Here is a 14609-nt window from a genome sequence, read left to right as displayed (position 1 = left end):
ACTAAATGCGGGCGCGCCGCTGGACACAGGCGCTTGCCGCGCTGATCGCTAATCCCTGGTTCATTTACTTCAAGACGAGGATTATCTACCAGGGCAAGGGCAAGGGATTATGCTTCCCCGGCTTGAACTGCTACGTCTGTCCTCTCGCGCTATCTTCCTGCCCTGTAGGAAGCCTCCAGCACTCGTTTGCGACGCTACATTCCAGAACGCGCGGTGCCGTAGCCGGGCGTGGTCTTGCGGAAGCGGTGAAGCGGCAGGCTTCGTATCAGGCAGGCGCTTTGCTTTACGTAGTGGGGTTCATAGGGCTTGTCGGGATACTCGTCGGCCGTCTCTTCTGCGGATGGGCATGCCCCTTCGGCTTGTTGCAGGATCTGCTGTACAAGATCCCGACACCGAAGTTCAGCGTGCCACGGTGGATGCGCTTCGGAAAGTACTTCGCGCTGATAGTGGTCGCAATGCTTATTCCATATATCACCGGGGTTCACTGGTACTCGCGGCTTTGTCCCGCGGGCACACTGGAAGGCGCGATCCCGCTTAAGGTTCTGCCTCCGGGCGCGCCCCTTCCCGCTGTCGGCTGGTTGTTCTTGTTGAAGATCGCGATCCTCGTGGGTTTCCTTGCGTGGATGGTTGCCGCAAAGCGTCCGTTCTGCAGAACCGCGTGCGCGCTTGGTGGCGCTTACGCGCTGCTGGCGCCCCTCAGCCTGTACCGCATGGATGTCGATAGCGCGACGTGCACAAAATGCGGCAGGTGCCGGAAAGTCTGCCCGGTCGATATGAATGTCTACGAGAACCCCAACTCTCCCGAGTGTGTGCGCTGCCTCTCATGTAAGAAAGAGTGCCCGGAAAATGCTGTTAGCTCGGGGTTTGGGCTACTTGTGAAACAGAAACCGGGCCAGGAGCATGGAGAAGAACCCTGCGCTCGCGGCTGAAACCATGCGGGCCGCAAAAGCGCGCTTCCCTCCATTGTTCTTGAAATCGACGACGTAGTAGCAGTACGCCATGAAAAGCAGAAGAGACGCTCCAGCTACCGCTATGACCGCTCCCGGCATCGGACCGATGGCGCCTCCTGTTGTCATCGCGACCCTTGCCCCCCAGCACAGCAGCACAAGGCCGGCGAGCGCAAACACAACTATTATGATGTGTTGCCGCAAGCGCGTCGTCTCGACTTTCCTCATCATTCCTCCTTTGCGATACCAGGCTCTTTTTCGTGAAAGAGCCGTTTGAATCCTGCTGTGAGACCGCTGTTGAGCGCTTTGCGCATGCTCTTGCTCAATATCCTGCCTGCCAGCCTTCGCGCCATCAAGCCCAATCCCTCCGAAAAGACCGTAAAGCGCGCCAGCATGCCTTCAAGCCCCAGGCCGCCAAACGTGAGCCCTATGCCCCCCATCACTACGCCGGTGAGAAAAGCCGCGAACATTCCTGAGAATGTGATGGGTTTGTGGCTCAACATTGACGAGGTGATATGAAGGCTGGTCCCAAACGCGCCTGAAAACACGAGGTAAACGGCCTTTCCGCCAAACGCCGTCGCCCCTTCCTTCAGCACGATGACCATGACGCTCATTGTGTTGCCGCTCTCTTTCAAGAAAACGATGGCGGCGCCCCAGCCGACAGCGATCTTGCTCTCGGACAGGATCAACGTCAGCGCCTGGACGGCGCGGCTGCCCATAATCCCATCTTTCATCGCTTTCCCGATAGGCCCGGAAACCGCGCCCACGCAAAACGCGATCAATATCCTCTTGATCGAGAGGCGCCCGGTGAATAGATACGAGACTGAGCCCTCGAATGCCGCGGAAAGCGCTCCGCTCGAGATAGCGCACTTGAGCGAGCCAATGAGTCCCATCTCGGCCCAGCCCGCGGAGAACGCGGCGCCGAGCGAGCCGAGGCTGATGACAGTCGCGGCGGTTGCCGCCCCGACGCTCAAGCACTTGAAGAAACAGTCCGCGAAATTGAAATTAGCGGGATGGACACCGGTATAGTAAATGGCAGTCACAAGAGCCGCCACGACAACGGCTATAGCGGCCACGACGCCGCAGACGACGCTAACCGGAAGGGTAATCACAATGACTACTATTACCACTATTATAACGGCCGCCGCGGCCAGGCCCGCAACGATTGCCTTGAAGTACCTGTTGCCCCAGCAGAACTTCGCCGCTATCTCTGTCCACTGTCCGCACTTGCGCAAAACGGGGTAGGCGGCCCTGTCCCAGAACCTGTCGAATCCGGTAGCCGTCCATCCACCGGCGGCGCAAACACCACGCCAGCCTATCCCCGTCCCGTCCCCTACCAGGCGGAAAGCGCTATCAATCGGGCGCGCCACCACTTGCCATATGCTCTGCTCGCCACTTTCGGCGGGACGACCGGGGCCGCTCGGCGCTCCACCCGGCCGATCCACAGGACATAGCCTGATATATGAAGTGCTCTCAATGCCATCCAGAAGCACTCTCGGATCGATGGGGCTGCCGTTCAAGGACGCGCCAAAGTGGAGATGGCTCGCGGGCGATGAGCTGTCACGCTTACCGCAAAGCGTGCCTATCGCCTGCCCGCGGTGGACCGCCTGTCCAATCGCCACCGCAATAGTGTCGAGGTCGAGGTATGTCGTTTTCGTGCCACCGGAATGTGATACGGTAACGAACTTGCCCCTGGGAAGCTCGCCAACCCACGTGACGGCGCCATCACCGGCAGCGCGCACAGTGGCGCCGGCGGGGGCCGCGATATCGATTCCCTGGTGCCCACCTTCGCCGTAAGCTCCCTTTGGTTTCTCGAAACCACGAAGGACGTTGCCCTGAACAGGCCAGGAGTATGAATCAGGCCGTGCGCTTGCCTGCGGAAGAAACGACTCCAGCATGAGAAACGGCAGTAAGATCAGCGCCGCCAACATCCAGAGGAGAAAGCGCGCGCGCAATGCGTAATTGATTGTGAACCTCCATCCGTGCCTGGTGGAGAGGATAGAGAGGAAGCTTTACAAGCATATTATAGAAGCGCGCGGCAAGCAAGTCAAGCACATAGCAGTGGACTTCACGATCGGATTTCTCTATCATTCGACGAAAGAAACGTGTATAGCGGCATCTGACTCGAGGAGACAGAGAAATTTGAGTGACCAGCACCTTGATTATCTGAAGAACAAGATGTCCAGCGAGCAGTACGAGAAGCTGGAAGAACTGGAACAGCCTGACATAAACAAGTTCGTCGCCAGGACGGTAGAGCTGTGCAAGCCGGACACGATCTTCATCGCCACCGACTCCGAGGAGGATCGCGACTACGTGAGGCGAAAGGCTCTGGAGCAAGGCGAGGAGTTCGAGCTCGCGATACCGGGGCACACCTGCCACTTCGACGGCATGCGCGATCAGGGGCGGGACAAGGAGAACACCAGGTATCTCCTGCCCCCGAACGTACACCTGGGCGAGCACATCAACTTCATGATCAGAGAAGAAGGATTGAGCGAAGTCCTGGGCATCCTGGACGGCTCTATGAAGGGCAAAGAGATGATCGTCCGCTTCTACTGCCTCGGACCACGGAGCTCGACCTTCACGCAACTCTGTTGCCAGATAACCGACTCGTTCTACGTCGGTCACAGTGAGGATCTCCTCTATCGGCATGGCTACGACGAATTCAAGTCCGCTGCCGCCGGGGTCGAGTACTTCAAGTTCCTGCACTCGGCGGGACGGCTCGAGAACAACGTCAGCGTGAACATCGACAAGCGCCGCATGTTCATCGATCTCGAGGACAACACTGTGTACAGCGTAAACACGCAATACGGCGGCAACACCATGGGCCTGAAAAAGCTGGCCATGAGACTGGGCATTCAAAAAAGTCTCAAAGAAGGCTGGCTGACCGAGCACATGTTCGTCGTCGGCGTGCCCGGGCGCGGCGGCAGGAAGACCTACATGACGGGCGCATACCCGAGCATGTGCGGCAAGACCTCGACGGCCATGATAGAGGGCCTGAGCATAATCGGCGACGACATCGCCTATCTCAAGAAGATCGCCGGCGAGGTCAGGGCGGTCAACGTCGAGCGTGGCGTCTTCGGCATCATCCAGGACGTGAACCCTGAGGACGATCCCGCGATCTACAAGGCGCTCACCTCGCCAGGCGAAATCATCTTCTCTAACGTGCTGGTCAAGGAAGGACGCCCGTACTGGCTTGGAATGGGCGGCAAAATGCCGGATGGCGGGACGAACTTCTCGGGAGAGTGGCGTAAGGGCAAGACGGATGCCGGGGGCAAGGAGATAGATCCATCGCACAAGAACGCGCGCTTCACCATCAAAATGGACTCGCTCGAGAACATAGATGAGAACCTCGATAACCCCGGCGGCGTGCCGGTCAAAGTCATCATCTTCGGAGGGAGAGACACCGACACTTCCATGCCGGTCGAGCAATCTTTCAACTGGGTACACGGCGTCATCACCAAGGGGGCGTCGCTGGAGTCCGAGACGACCGCCGCGACGCTGGGCGCCGAAGGCGTGCGCGAGTTCAACCCGATGTCAAACCTCGACTTCCTGGCGGCGTCCCTCGACACCTACGTGCAGAAGTACCTAGAGTTCACGGCGGTGCTCGCGAAGCCACCGAAAATATTCGCGGTCAACTACTTTCTTACCGGGCCGGACGGCAAGTACCTGAACGGCATGCTCGACAAGAAGGTTTGGATACTGTGGATGGAGGAACGCGTGCACGACGAGATCGCGGCGCTTCAGACGCCGACCGGGTTCATTCCGCTTTACAAAGATCTGCGCCGGCTGTTCGCGGACGCGCTCGATTCCGAGTACACCGAGGATCAGTACAGAGCGCAGTTCACGGTACGCATCCCCGAGCAACTCGCGAAAATCGCCCGCATCGAGGAGATCTATCGCAAGGAGTGGGGCATCCCCGAGGTGCTCTTCATCACGCTCGACGAACAGCGAAAGCGTCTGGAACAAGCCCGCTCGGATTTTGGCGATTACATCTCGCCGCTGCTCCTGTCCCAAGAAGAAAAAAGGGCTTAACTTTGGGGTCAGGCCTTTTTTAAAGTTTAAGAGGGGTCAGGCACCGTCTACCTTTACTGCGTAGAGGGGTCAGGCACCGTCTACCTAAAAAAGACCTGACCCCAAAGTTAAGTGGGGGGCTCGATGCTGACGGGGTCGTTGAAGTTCGAGAACTCGATCTCTTGAGTCATGTTGAGGTTGCCGTTCACCGGCGCCGACAGGTGGCTCGCGAATTCCATCCTGGCTTTCTCGAGGTACAGCTTGTCCTTTCGCACCCATATTTCCATGTGAACCTCTTTGCCCTTGAGAAGCGCGGGGTCTACGCCCGGGAGGTTGAACGCGCGCGCGAAGGTCAGGATATTCAGGTCGAACTTGAGGTGGTAGGTGTCGCCCTTCCGGTCGATGAGCCGCGCGTCCCTGGCCGACTTCAAGTACTTTGACGCGATTACGTCATCAGGCGACTCACAGATGAGCGGAGTCGCCGCCTTTTTCTCAATCCAGGCATCCGAGCCGAAAAGCTTGACCCAGGTTCGCTGTCCAATGATCACGACGTCAGATTTTTCACCTGACGACCTGGCGGCGAGCTTCCAGCGATCGGGCTTCTCAAAAAAACCTTTGTAGGATAGCAACGAAGATCTGGCGCCTCCGGGGATATCAAGCTCTATCTCGCTATCGATATCCACACGCACGGAGTTCAGGTTGCCCTGGGCCTCTATCGCCTTTTTTAGAATCTGTGACGGCGTCCCTACGGCGGGCGGGCCACAGCCGGCGGACAGAAATACGAGCGTCAACATCGCTCCCGCGACACGGCGGGCAACGAGAGATGGCGATTGTGTTGTGTTCATTACCACCGTTATCTGTTACTACACTCGCCCGGCGGGTGAGTCGAACTCCAGCTCCCACTTCCCACAACGGCCTCCCCAGCACGCCAGAACCTCACGTCCAACCTTGATCTTGACGACTTCGCAGTTGTTGGAGCATCCGGAACACATGAACGACGAAGTGTCGTAGTTGAAATCCGCGAGCGAGAACCCTCTGAAGTTGCTCGCCTTCATGTAGTCCGCCTCGTCCATCACCAGCAACGCCACACCTATCGCGCCCATCACATCGTGGTAAGGCGGAATGTTGACCTCGACTTGCAGGGCATCCTCGAATGCGCGCTTCATTCCAACGTTCGCGGCAACTCCACCTTGAAAGACGACAGGCGACTCGAGTCTTTTTCCCTTGGCAAGGTTGTTGATGTAGTTTCGCACCAGCGAGCGGCACAGGCCCAGCACGATCTCCTCTGTCGGGTAGCCGACCTGTTGCTTGTGAATCATGTCACTCTCCGCGAACACCGCGCAGCGCCCGGCGATCTGCGCGCCCTCCTTGGCCTTGAGAGCCAGATCGCCGAACTCCTCGACCGGCACACCGAGCCTCACCGCCTGGTGGTCGAGAAACGATCCCGTGCCCGCGGCGCACACCGTGTTCATCGCAAAGTCGGTAACCACGCCATCGCGCAGCAAAATGAGCTTGGAGTCCTGCCCACCGATTTCGAGCACGGTTCTGACGTCCGGCACTATGTGAGACGCCGCGACCGCGTGGGCGGTGATCTCATTCTTGACGATATCGGCGCCGATGACCACGCCCGTGAGATACCTGGCGCTGCCGGTCGCCCCGGCGCCCCGTATTACCACCCCGGAGTTCAGCCTCTTCCCAACTGCCCGCACGCCATCCTGGACAGTGGTAATCGGCTGCCCCATCGTGCGCAGATAAATCGAGTCGAGCACCACCCCTTCACGATTCAGCGCAACGACGTTTGTGGAAACCGAACCGACATCGATGCCCAGGTAGACATCTGAACTGTTGCCGTCCGTGTTGATGTTACTGTCTGGATCCGACAAATCGCGTCCTTTCTTGCTCGTGCCACAACTATGGCGCCGGTCGATAACATCTAAAAGGATTCTCTAATCCTGCAGGAGATCTTCCTCCGCGGGATTCTCGAACTTGGAATACGACCCCATCCAGTAGAGCTTGAACCTGGCTGTGCGCCCGTTGCGATGTTTCGCGAGGTTGATCTCGGCGATGCCCTTGACGTCCATATTCTTGGGATCGTCCATCTCGGGCCTGTAGATGAGTATAACCACATCAGCGTTCTGCTCTATGCCGCCGGACTCCTTGAGGTCCTCCAGGCTCGGATCTTTCCTGGTGGTAGTCGGCGGCGGTCTTCGCAACTGCGAGGCCGCGATCACGGGAACCTCGAGATCCATCGCCATGACCTTGAGGTCACGGGCAATGCGCGAAACCTCCTGTGCTCTCGACTCGCTCCTCTTGTCGCTGTACAAGAGCTGGATGTAATCGACGATGATGAGCCCGACATTTTTTTCGGTGGACATAAGCTTGCGCGCGATAGAACGCATCTCGAGCAGTTTGACGTCGCCCATGTCGTCGATGAAAATAGGCGCCTGGTTCAAGATGCCCGCGGCGTTTACGATGCGATCCATCTCTTTGTCGTCCACGTTGCCGGTGCGGTACTTGCTCGAGTCCACCCTTGCCTCACTCAATAGAAGACGCTCGGCGATGTCGGTCTTGTTCATCTCGAGGCTGAAGATAAGGACGCCGATGCCCTCGCGGACGGCGGCGTGGTGCGCGATGTTGAGCGCCAGGCTCGTCTTGCCCATGGAAGTGCGTCCGCCGACAATCACCAGATTGGAGGGTTGCAGACCGCTGGTGATCCTGTCAAGGTCGTAAAAGCCGGTCGGCACGCCTGTTATCGGGGAGCCTTTATCCTTGGCTTCAGACATGCGGTTGAAACTGTTGAGCAACGGATTTTTTATGTGGGTAAGGCCCTCACGACGCATCCGCTTGCCCAGATTGTACAGGGACTGCTCGGCGCCGTCGTAAAGGTTATCGAATTCGTCGCCCACTTGAAAGCCCATGCCGGTGATGTCGTAGCCGATGTCTATGAGGTTGCGGCGCAATGCCATGTCGCGAACGATGCTTGCGTAATGCTTGGCGTTGTGCGGGTTAGGAGTCGTGTCTGTGAGCGTCAACAGATAAGCCCTGTCCCCTGAAGCTTCCAGTTGACCGCGTTTTTTAAGCTCCTCGGCGAGAATGACGTGGTCGGTCGTGGCACCGAGGGCGTACAACTCGGTAAGCGCGCGGTAGATGATGCGATGAGATTCCTTGTAGAAATCATCACAGCTCACAATGTCCTGCACTTCGGCCGTCGCCTGGTGCGAGAGGATCATGGAGCCAAGAACTGATTCTTCCGCCTCCAGATTGTGAGGCGGGATGCGGTCCGAACTTCTGGTCGCGGCAACCGACTCCAGTGCCATGCGCCCTACCCTATCCCCGCTCGGAATGCGGCGATTCAAGGGCCGCTACTTCACCGGCGTCAATGGCAAACAGGCCGCTATCCTCCTCCCCGGATGGTTGGGATTCGACCGCGTCAAACGCGGCGGTATCCTCAGAAAGCGCGGGGGCGGCTTCCTGTGCCGCAACACTCGCCTCAATAGGGACGGATCCAACCCCATCCTCGGGCGGCTCCTCGGCAACGAAGCCCTCTCCTTCGACCTCAAACTCCTTCTCGATCTCGACATCGTGATGGAGCTTTATCACGGCCTTGTAAACACCGACTGACCTTATGCGGTCATCGATATAGATATTGTGACGTTCGACTTCCTCGCCGGTTACTTCCTGTATCCGCGTGGCCAACTGGCGATTTGTTATCGAGCCGAAAAGCCTGCCGCTGGCGCTGCAGCGCATCTTGATGACCAGTGGCCTGGAGGATATCTTGTCAGCCACCGACTGGAGCTGTTCGCGCTGCCTCACGGCCTTGATCTCGAGGACTTTCTTCTGCTCGGCGATATCCTTCATCGTCCCGCGGGTAACGCCGACGGCGATCCCACCTGGGATCAGGAAGTTGCGCGCGTAACCGTTTGCCACCTCGACGACCTCTCCCATGCGACCGACTCGTTCCATGTCTTGCTTGAGTAGAATCTTCACTTTATCACCGTCCCGGATTTCGCTTCAGGTAGTGGATTATTGGGCTATCTGTGCGGATACTGCAGGAGCGCGACTTCCCGGGCGTTCTTGATCGCCTTGCTGAGACCGGCCTGATGCCGAGTGCAGGTGCCGGTGACCCTGCGAGGGCGTATCTTCCCGCGCTCGGAGAGGAAACGCCGCAACATTCCTATATCCTTATAGTCAATATAGGTTATCTTCTCTTTGCAGAAATAGCAGAACTTTCGCTTCTGCTTCCTGGGATAAGGGGATGTCTTTTTTTCTTTTTTTTCTTTTTCTCTTGCTATGACTCAAACACTCCTTTGTTGTTACCAGGGATAATCTTCTCCGCCCTCTATCGGCGGCACACCACCCTCTATCGGCGGCACGTCTATATCGGAGTAATCGTTCTCGGGGGCGCTGGCGGGGGCGCCCTGCTCCCTTCCACGCGGGAGGAACTGTACGTTCTGCGCTTCGACCTCGACGCTGGAACGTTTCATGCCATCATCGGTCTGCCAGCTTCTATATCGAAGCCGTCCGTCGATAGCGACGCCCGCGCCTTTTCGGAGGTACTGCTGAGCGGTCTCCGCCTGTCTCCCAAAGACAGAAACGTTGAAGAAATCAACGCCCTCGACGCGCTCGCCCTGGTCGTTTGTGTAAGGGATCCGATTGACCGCGATCCCCAATCGGGCGATAGCCTTGCCGGCGGTCGTGAACTTGAGTTCGGGGTCTCTTGTGAGGTTCCCGACCAGCACTACCCTGTTCAAGCTTGCCATAGATTTCTACCCCCTGTCTCGCACAAACGTCTTGATCCTCAAGACGTCGTCCCTGATGTTCATGACACGCTCCATCTCTTTCACTACTCCCACGCCCGATTCAAAGTTTATCACAGCATAGTGACCGCTCTCTTGATGCTCTATCGGATACTCCAGGCGCCTCAAGCCCCACACGTCCACAGACTTGACAAAGCCTTCCTCGCGAACTATCAGGGCCGAAACATCGTCAAACAGAGCCTTCAACTGGGTCTCCTCCAGATCCGCTCTAGCGATCAGCATCGTCTCATATTTCCGCAAATCAACCTCCGGTGATTGGAGCTTCCAACGTTATCATCCGTGAAAAGGGTAAAAGCCAGAGCATTATAGCAGAGGTCGAACGCGGTTGCCAATTTGACTGAGAAGTCACGCGATTTCTCGCCGGAGGGAGACCGTGATATAGTTGAAACATCAAGCAGCGGGCAGTTCAAGTATTTCTGATGTGCACACGCTGGAGGTGGTCGTGGAACTGATCAACTACATGGAAAGCGTGGTAACGAGCTACGTGGATGAGATCATCGCATGCGACACCGGGTTCTGCGGATGCTCGCGTTGCCGGATGGACATCATCGCGATCGCGTTAAACGATGTAAAACCTAAATACGTGGTAGCGCCAAAAGGCATGGCCTATGCTCGAATAGGCGAGTTACAGGCGCAGTTCAGGGCCGACACTATTGTCGCCGTGACGCGCGCGATGAAAATGGTCAAAGCCCATCCGAGGCACGAATCTTAAAAGCAGCCCGCCACGGCCACGTTCTCAAGCCCGGACAAGCCATCGCATATGCCTGTGTCACCTTGTCACTTTATGGAACGGGGCGATTATCCTCAACTTGTTTTTTCCAGTGGTCTTTGCAAGACTAATCTAGCGCTCGGGGTAAATCCCGGGCAACGAGCCCCCATCATCTAGCGGCCCAGGATACCGCCCTTTCAAGGCGGCGGCACGGGTTCAAATCCCGTTGGGGGCGCCATAAGGTATAATTGTGTTTCTAATTTTGAAACGTGGAGCCGTGGTGTAGCCTGGTTTAACACACTGGCCTGTCAAGCCAGAGATCGCGGGTTCGAATCCCGTCGGCTCCGCCAGCCACCCGTAACGCGGTTTGTGGTGAGGTAGCTCAGTTGGTAGAGCACAGGACTGAAAATCCTGGTGTCGGCGGTTCAATTCCGCCCCTCACCACCAGCATTATTCCGCTATTTGAAGCCTCTTTGCGGTAAACGGAGCGGTAGACGGTGCCTGACCCCTGGTTCCCGTTGACCACGATATTTTATTCTGATACTGTATCTCCAACGGCGGTTCTGCGTTGATGAACCATTTCAAATATCCCCATGAGTTGCCGCATAGAAAGGTTCTAGTGGGACCGCCCCCCCTCTCTTTTTAATTCCATTGCTGGTCACATGACGAAGCTGCTGATGGGTCAATTGGAGTATCTGGCGTCCCGTTCTCGAGGAACGTTGGATTCGTTTGGGGCTGGAGCCGGCGCGCGGATTCGAACCGCGGACCTGCTCATTACGAGTGAGCCGCTCTACCGACTGAGCTACACCGGCGAAATCTAAGTGTGATGATTCTATCATCGAATCGGCGTCGGCGCAGTAAGAAAGAAATGGATTACGAGATATTTTCGCTGTCCAGGAAAGAGTATTCACCTTTGGCGCACGCCGGGCACTCCAACAGGCGCTCGACGTCAAACTGCAAGAACTCTTTCTCCCAGATATCCACATACGTCAAGACTCCGCCGCGCGCGGCATCGCCCGTCAATACCTGGATCGCGTGGGTTGTTTGAAGTTCGGCGGTCAAACCTGTGATCGTGTTCAGAACACCCAGAACGTCAACCCCCGGCAATGTTACTTGAGGAAGCTCGGGCAGGTAACAGCGGAAGCAGGCCGTGGCCCCCGGAACGATCAGCATCTCCTGGCCGCACGAGCCGCCGACGGCCCCGTGCACCCATGGGATCTCCAGCTTCACGCAGGCGTCGTTCATGAGAAAGCGTGTCTCAAGGTTATCCGTGGCGTCCATCACAAGGTCGCATCCGCCCAGCAGGTCCTCGATATTCGCCGGGGTGACGTCGCCAACCACTCCCTTTATCTTAATCTCGGAGTTGATAGACGAGAGGACGCGCTCGGCCGCGACCGCCTTGGGCAACCGCTCGCGCGCATGTTCCTCGTTGAAGAGCGACTGCCGTTGCAGGTTGTCGAACTCCACGAAGTCGCGGTCGATTATCTTGATGTGTCCAGTCCCTGACCTGGCAAGCCTGTCGGCAATCCCCGTCCCCAGCGCGCCGCAACCTATGATGACCACGCGCGAATCGCGCAGCCTGGCCTGGCCATCCACGCCAATTGGCTTGAACAGAACCTGTCCCGAGTACCGCCCGGACACGTTGTCGTCCATCAAACCACCTCACCCGCTCCGCGCAACGATGCCGCCACAACAAACCATGTCTCCAAGATACATGACCACTGACTGGCCAGGTGCTGTCGGCGCCTGCGGCTCGTGGAACTCCAGAAACGCCCGTCCGTCCTCGACAGGAACAAGCGTCGAGAGAACCTCGGGTTTGCGGTACCTCGTAACCGCCCCTACTTCTATCGGCCCGGAAGGCCGCCCGATCGAGACGTAGTTCATTTCGTCCAGGGTCACACGCTCCTGCCCGCGCAAACGGTTCCGATGCGCGACGGTAATGGAATTGTTGGCGAAGTCAATGTCGGTGACGTACATTGGCGCCCGCCGGGAGAGTCCCAGGCCGCGCCTCTGGCCCACTGTATAACATGGCAAACCCCTGTGCGTCCCGAGCACCGACCCTTCTTCATCGAGAATCGGCCCTGGCTGAAAGTCGCCGACGCTGTTTCGGATGAAAGCGGCATAACCCTCGCGTCCGACAAAGCAGATGTCCTGACTTTCAGGCTTATTGTGGACTTTCAAGCCCAGGCTCTTCGCGACTTCGCGCGTGTCGGCCTTGGTCATCTGACCCACGGGGAACAGCGCGCGCGCAAGCTGTTCCTGCGTAAGCGAGTAAAGGAAGTAAGACTGGTCTTTGGACTCGTCTTTTCCCTTCCTCAATACGCGTCTCCCTGTCTCGCCATCCTGATCGACAATCGCGTAGTGCCCTGTAGCGAGCCACCCGGCATTCAGTTCTTTTGCCCGGCGCGACAACAGATCGAACTTGATAACCTTGTTGCATGGGACACACGGGTTGGGCGTTTCGCCGCGCAGGTAAGAGGCTGTGAAGTAATCGATGACGTTTTCGCGGAACGCGTCGCGGAAGTTCAAAACGTAGAAAGGGATCCCGACGCGCTCGGCAACCCTCCTGGCGTCTTTCATGTCGCTGATCCCGCAACACGATCGCGCCTCTCTCTCGTGTCCTTTGTCGCCCACCAGTTGGAGGCCGACGCCTATGACCGTCCAGCCTTGACGCTCGAGAATCGCCGCGGCCACCGACGAGTCCACACCACCTGACATCGCCACGACAACCGTGTTTCCCAATGTGTGAACCTGCTTTTTTTCCGCTTCGTCCGCCCGCTTCGCGAACTGTTCGCCCGTGCGCCTGAGCTACTTATCCACCGTTGCCGTCGAAAGATCCCTGAGCCTCGCCACTACCTCGGGCAGAAGTTCGAGAACCCTTTTCACTTCGGCTTCCGTGTTGTCCCGTCCAAAAGAAAAACGGACGCTGGATTGCGCGACCCGCGGCGCGATTCCCATGGCCAGCAGCACGTGCGAGGGACCGATCGTTCCCGAGGCGCATGCGGACCCCGTCGACACCGCGATGCCCATGAGGTCGAGGTTCAACAGGATGGATTCCCCGTCCACTCCCTCGAAACTCATGTTCAGTATGTTAGGCAATGACTTCTCTTCGCTCCCGTTGCGGCGTACCGCCGGGATGCTGGCGCATATGCCTGAAGCCAGAATCTCCTTCAACGCCCTCAAGCGTTCCGCCGAACCGGGCAGCTCACCTACGGCAAGCTCCAGCGCCGTCGCGAACGCCGCTATGCCTGGCACGTTTTCCGTCCCCGGCCGCAGTGACTTCTCGTGATGCCCGCCTTTGAGCAATGGAAGCAGTTTCGTGCCGGATCTTACGTACAGAGCTCCCACTCCCTTCGGACCGTATATCTTGTGCCCCGAGAGCGAGAGAAGATCGACCCCAAGGTCGTCCACGTTCACCGGGATCTTTCCCGCCGCCTGGATAGCATCGGTGTGGAAGAGCGCTCCCGCCTCATGGGCTATCGCCGAGATCTCGCTGATAGGCTCGATAGCGCCCGTTTCGTTGTTCGCGAGCATCACGGAAACAAGCACCGTTTCCGGTCGCATCGCTTCACGCACGCGCTCGGGATCAACGATGCATTCACTGTCGGCCGGGACATAACTTACCTCGAACCCTTCCGTCTCGAGCGCTTCGCAGGCGTTAAGAACAGCGGGGTGTTCTATGCCGGACGTGATGATGTGGGCGCCTTTGTCGCGGCAAACGCGCCCAGCGCCCATGACGGCGAAATTGTCGCTCTCGGTCCCGCCGCTCGTAAAAATGAGATCGCCGGCCGGGGCGCCAATGCAAGATGCCGCGCGCTCCCTTGATTCCTCGAGAAGCTTCTTCGCTTCCTGCCCTGCCGAATGTACGCTCGACGCATTCCCGAATGTCCGCTCGAGCGCTTCAAAGAACGCCTCGCGCACTTCATGCCTGACCTTTGTGGTCGCCGCGTTATCGAGATAAATACTGTCCATAACAAGTCTCCGTTTGCACGCATTATACCGCCTGGAGAAAACGCATAATGGGGTCAAACCAAAATATGCGTTTTTATGGGCACTTCCATCATGTGGACTTTCGCACTTTTTGACCCAGTCCGCCTAACTCTTTCTCTCTCAAATTCTATCCGC

15 protein-coding genes and 4 tRNA genes are annotated in these 14609 nt (G+C 57.7%); 6 read left to right on the top strand and 13 right to left on the bottom strand.

The window, feature by feature from the left end:
* The first annotated feature begins 5 nt into the window (after positions 1 to 5).
* Positions 6 to 929, top strand: a complete 924-nt coding sequence (locus CVT63_05545) for a hypothetical protein (GenBank protein ID PKQ27916.1) — start codon at positions 6 to 8, stop codon at positions 927 to 929.
* On the opposite strand, the gene CVT63_05540 is transcribed toward CVT63_05545, so the two are convergent.
* Both CVT63_05540 and CVT63_05535 read right to left on the bottom strand, forming a co-directional pair.
* A complete protein-coding gene (locus CVT63_05540; protein PKQ27915.1) occupies positions 870 to 1175 on the bottom strand; it encodes a hypothetical protein in 306 nt (101 codons plus the stop codon). The two genes, CVT63_05545 and CVT63_05540, sit on opposite strands and share 60 nt — an antisense overlap.
* A complete protein-coding gene (locus CVT63_05535; protein PKQ27914.1) occupies positions 1175 to 2902 on the bottom strand; it encodes a hypothetical protein in 1728 nt (575 codons plus the stop codon). The genes CVT63_05540 and CVT63_05535 overlap by 1 nt, the downstream gene beginning before the upstream one ends.
* A 223-nt stretch (positions 2903 to 3125) precedes the next feature.
* Here CVT63_05535 and CVT63_05530 point away from each other — a divergent pair, with 223 nt between their 5' ends.
* The gene (locus CVT63_05530; GenBank protein PKQ27919.1) at positions 3126 to 4979 is read left to right on the top strand and encodes a phosphoenolpyruvate carboxykinase (GTP); all 1854 of its coding nucleotides are present in this window, start codon (positions 3126 to 3128) and stop codon (positions 4977 to 4979) included.
* 107 nt (positions 4980 to 5086) lie between these two features.
* Here CVT63_05530 and CVT63_05525 read toward each other — a convergent pair whose 3' ends face one another.
* The 7 genes from CVT63_05525 to rpsF all read right to left on the bottom strand — a co-directional run bounded on the left by CVT63_05525 (position 5087) and on the right by rpsF (position 10015).
* Positions 5087 to 5749: a hypothetical protein gene (locus CVT63_05525; GenBank protein ID PKQ27913.1), complete on the bottom strand. Its 663-nt coding sequence runs from the start codon at positions 5747 to 5749 to the stop codon at positions 5087 to 5089.
* Between the two features lie 72 nt (positions 5750 to 5821).
* Positions 5822 to 6820 (bottom strand): 2-hydroxyglutaryl-CoA dehydratase, encoded by a 999-nt coding sequence (locus CVT63_05520; protein PKQ27918.1) that lies wholly within the window; start codon positions 6818 to 6820, stop codon positions 5822 to 5824.
* Positions 6821 to 6904: 84 nt separating this feature from the next.
* Positions 6905 to 8275, bottom strand: a complete 1371-nt coding sequence (gene dnaB, locus CVT63_05515; GenBank protein PKQ27912.1) for a replicative DNA helicase — start codon at positions 8273 to 8275, stop codon at positions 6905 to 6907.
* A gap of 10 nt (positions 8276 to 8285) precedes the next feature.
* The gene (gene rplI / locus CVT63_05510) at positions 8286 to 8945 is read right to left on the bottom strand and encodes a 50S ribosomal protein L9 (protein ID PKQ27911.1); all 660 of its coding nucleotides are present in this window, start codon (positions 8943 to 8945) and stop codon (positions 8286 to 8288) included.
* A 44-nt stretch (positions 8946 to 8989) separates the two neighbouring features.
* On the bottom strand, positions 8990 to 9250 hold the full coding sequence (rpsR, locus tag CVT63_05505; protein PKQ27910.1) for a 30S ribosomal protein S18: 261 nt from the start codon (positions 9248 to 9250) through the stop codon (positions 8990 to 8992).
* Positions 9251 to 9271: 21 nt separating this feature from the next.
* Positions 9272 to 9718: a single-stranded DNA-binding protein gene (locus CVT63_05500; GenBank protein ID PKQ27909.1), complete on the bottom strand. Its 447-nt coding sequence runs from the start codon at positions 9716 to 9718 to the stop codon at positions 9272 to 9274.
* A gap of 6 nt (positions 9719 to 9724) precedes the next feature.
* Positions 9725 to 10015, bottom strand: a complete 291-nt coding sequence (gene rpsF, locus CVT63_05495; GenBank protein ID PKQ27908.1) for a 30S ribosomal protein S6 — start codon at positions 10013 to 10015, stop codon at positions 9725 to 9727.
* Between the two features lie 202 nt (positions 10016 to 10217).
* Between rpsF and CVT63_05490 the strand changes: the two genes are divergently transcribed.
* The 4 genes from CVT63_05490 (at position 10218) to CVT63_05475 (ending at position 10931) form a co-directional block, all read left to right on the top strand.
* The gene (locus tag CVT63_05490) at positions 10218 to 10487 is read left to right on the top strand and encodes a competence protein ComFB (protein ID PKQ27907.1); all 270 of its coding nucleotides are present in this window, start codon (positions 10218 to 10220) and stop codon (positions 10485 to 10487) included.
* 159 nt (positions 10488 to 10646) lie between these two features.
* A tRNA-Glu gene (locus tag CVT63_05485) sits at positions 10647 to 10722 on the top strand.
* Between the two features lie 33 nt (positions 10723 to 10755).
* Positions 10756 to 10834: transfer RNA gene (locus tag CVT63_05480), tRNA-Asp, on the top strand.
* 21 nt (positions 10835 to 10855) lie between these two features.
* A tRNA-Phe gene (locus CVT63_05475) sits at positions 10856 to 10931 on the top strand.
* A 289-nt stretch (positions 10932 to 11220) separates the two neighbouring features.
* On the opposite strand, the gene CVT63_05470 is transcribed toward CVT63_05475, so the two are convergent.
* The 4 genes from CVT63_05470 to CVT63_05455 all read right to left on the bottom strand — a co-directional run bounded on the left by CVT63_05470 (position 11221) and on the right by CVT63_05455 (position 14456).
* Positions 11221 to 11296, bottom strand: a tRNA-Thr gene (locus CVT63_05470).
* A 61-nt stretch (positions 11297 to 11357) separates the two neighbouring features.
* Positions 11358 to 12137: a thiamine biosynthesis protein ThiF gene (locus tag CVT63_05465; GenBank protein ID PKQ27906.1), complete on the bottom strand. Its 780-nt coding sequence runs from the start codon at positions 12135 to 12137 to the stop codon at positions 11358 to 11360.
* A 9-nt stretch (positions 12138 to 12146) separates the two neighbouring features.
* The gene (locus CVT63_05460) at positions 12147 to 13202 is read right to left on the bottom strand and encodes a tRNA 2-thiouridine(34) synthase MnmA (protein ID PKQ27917.1); all 1056 of its coding nucleotides are present in this window, start codon (positions 13200 to 13202) and stop codon (positions 12147 to 12149) included.
* Between the two features lie 90 nt (positions 13203 to 13292).
* Positions 13293 to 14456: a cysteine desulfurase NifS gene (locus tag CVT63_05455; protein ID PKQ27905.1), complete on the bottom strand. Its 1164-nt coding sequence runs from the start codon at positions 14454 to 14456 to the stop codon at positions 13293 to 13295.
* Positions 14457 to 14609 lie beyond the last annotated feature (153 nt).

The organism is Candidatus Anoxymicrobium japonicum, assembly GCA_002843005.1.
GTDB classification, from domain to species: Bacteria; Actinomycetota; Geothermincolia; order Fen-727; family Anoxymicrobiaceae; genus Anoxymicrobium; species Anoxymicrobium japonicum.
This window is presented reverse-complemented; position numbering and strand designations above follow the sequence as displayed.

Bases quoted from the DNA above. Each gene is read 5' to 3' on its own strand.
- CVT63_05530 (PKQ27919.1), top strand. From the start codon at position 3,126: ATGTCCAGCGAGCAGTACGAGAAGCTGGAAGAACTGGAACAGCCTGAC.
- CVT63_05540 (PKQ27915.1), bottom strand. From the start codon at position 1,175: ATGAGGAAAGTCGAGACGACGCGCTTGCGGCAACACATCATAATAGTT.
- CVT63_05500 (PKQ27909.1), bottom strand. From the start codon at position 9,718: ATGGCAAGCTTGAACAGGGTAGTGCTGGTCGGGAACCTCACAAGAGAC.
- CVT63_05460 (PKQ27917.1), bottom strand. From the start codon at position 13,202: ATGTCAGGTGGTGTGGACTCGTCGGTGGCCGCGGCGATTCTCGAGCGT.
- CVT63_05465 (PKQ27906.1), bottom strand. From the start codon at position 12,137: ATGGACGACAACGTGTCCGGGCGGTACTCGGGACAGGTTCTGTTCAAG.
- CVT63_05455 (PKQ27905.1), bottom strand. From the start codon at position 14,456: ATGGACAGTATTTATCTCGATAACGCGGCGACCACAAAGGTCAGGCAT.
- CVT63_05545 (PKQ27916.1), top strand. From the start codon at position 6: ATGCGGGCGCGCCGCTGGACACAGGCGCTTGCCGCGCTGATCGCTAAT.
- dnaB (PKQ27912.1), bottom strand. From the start codon at position 8,275: ATGGCACTGGAGTCGGTTGCCGCGACCAGAAGTTCGGACCGCATCCCG.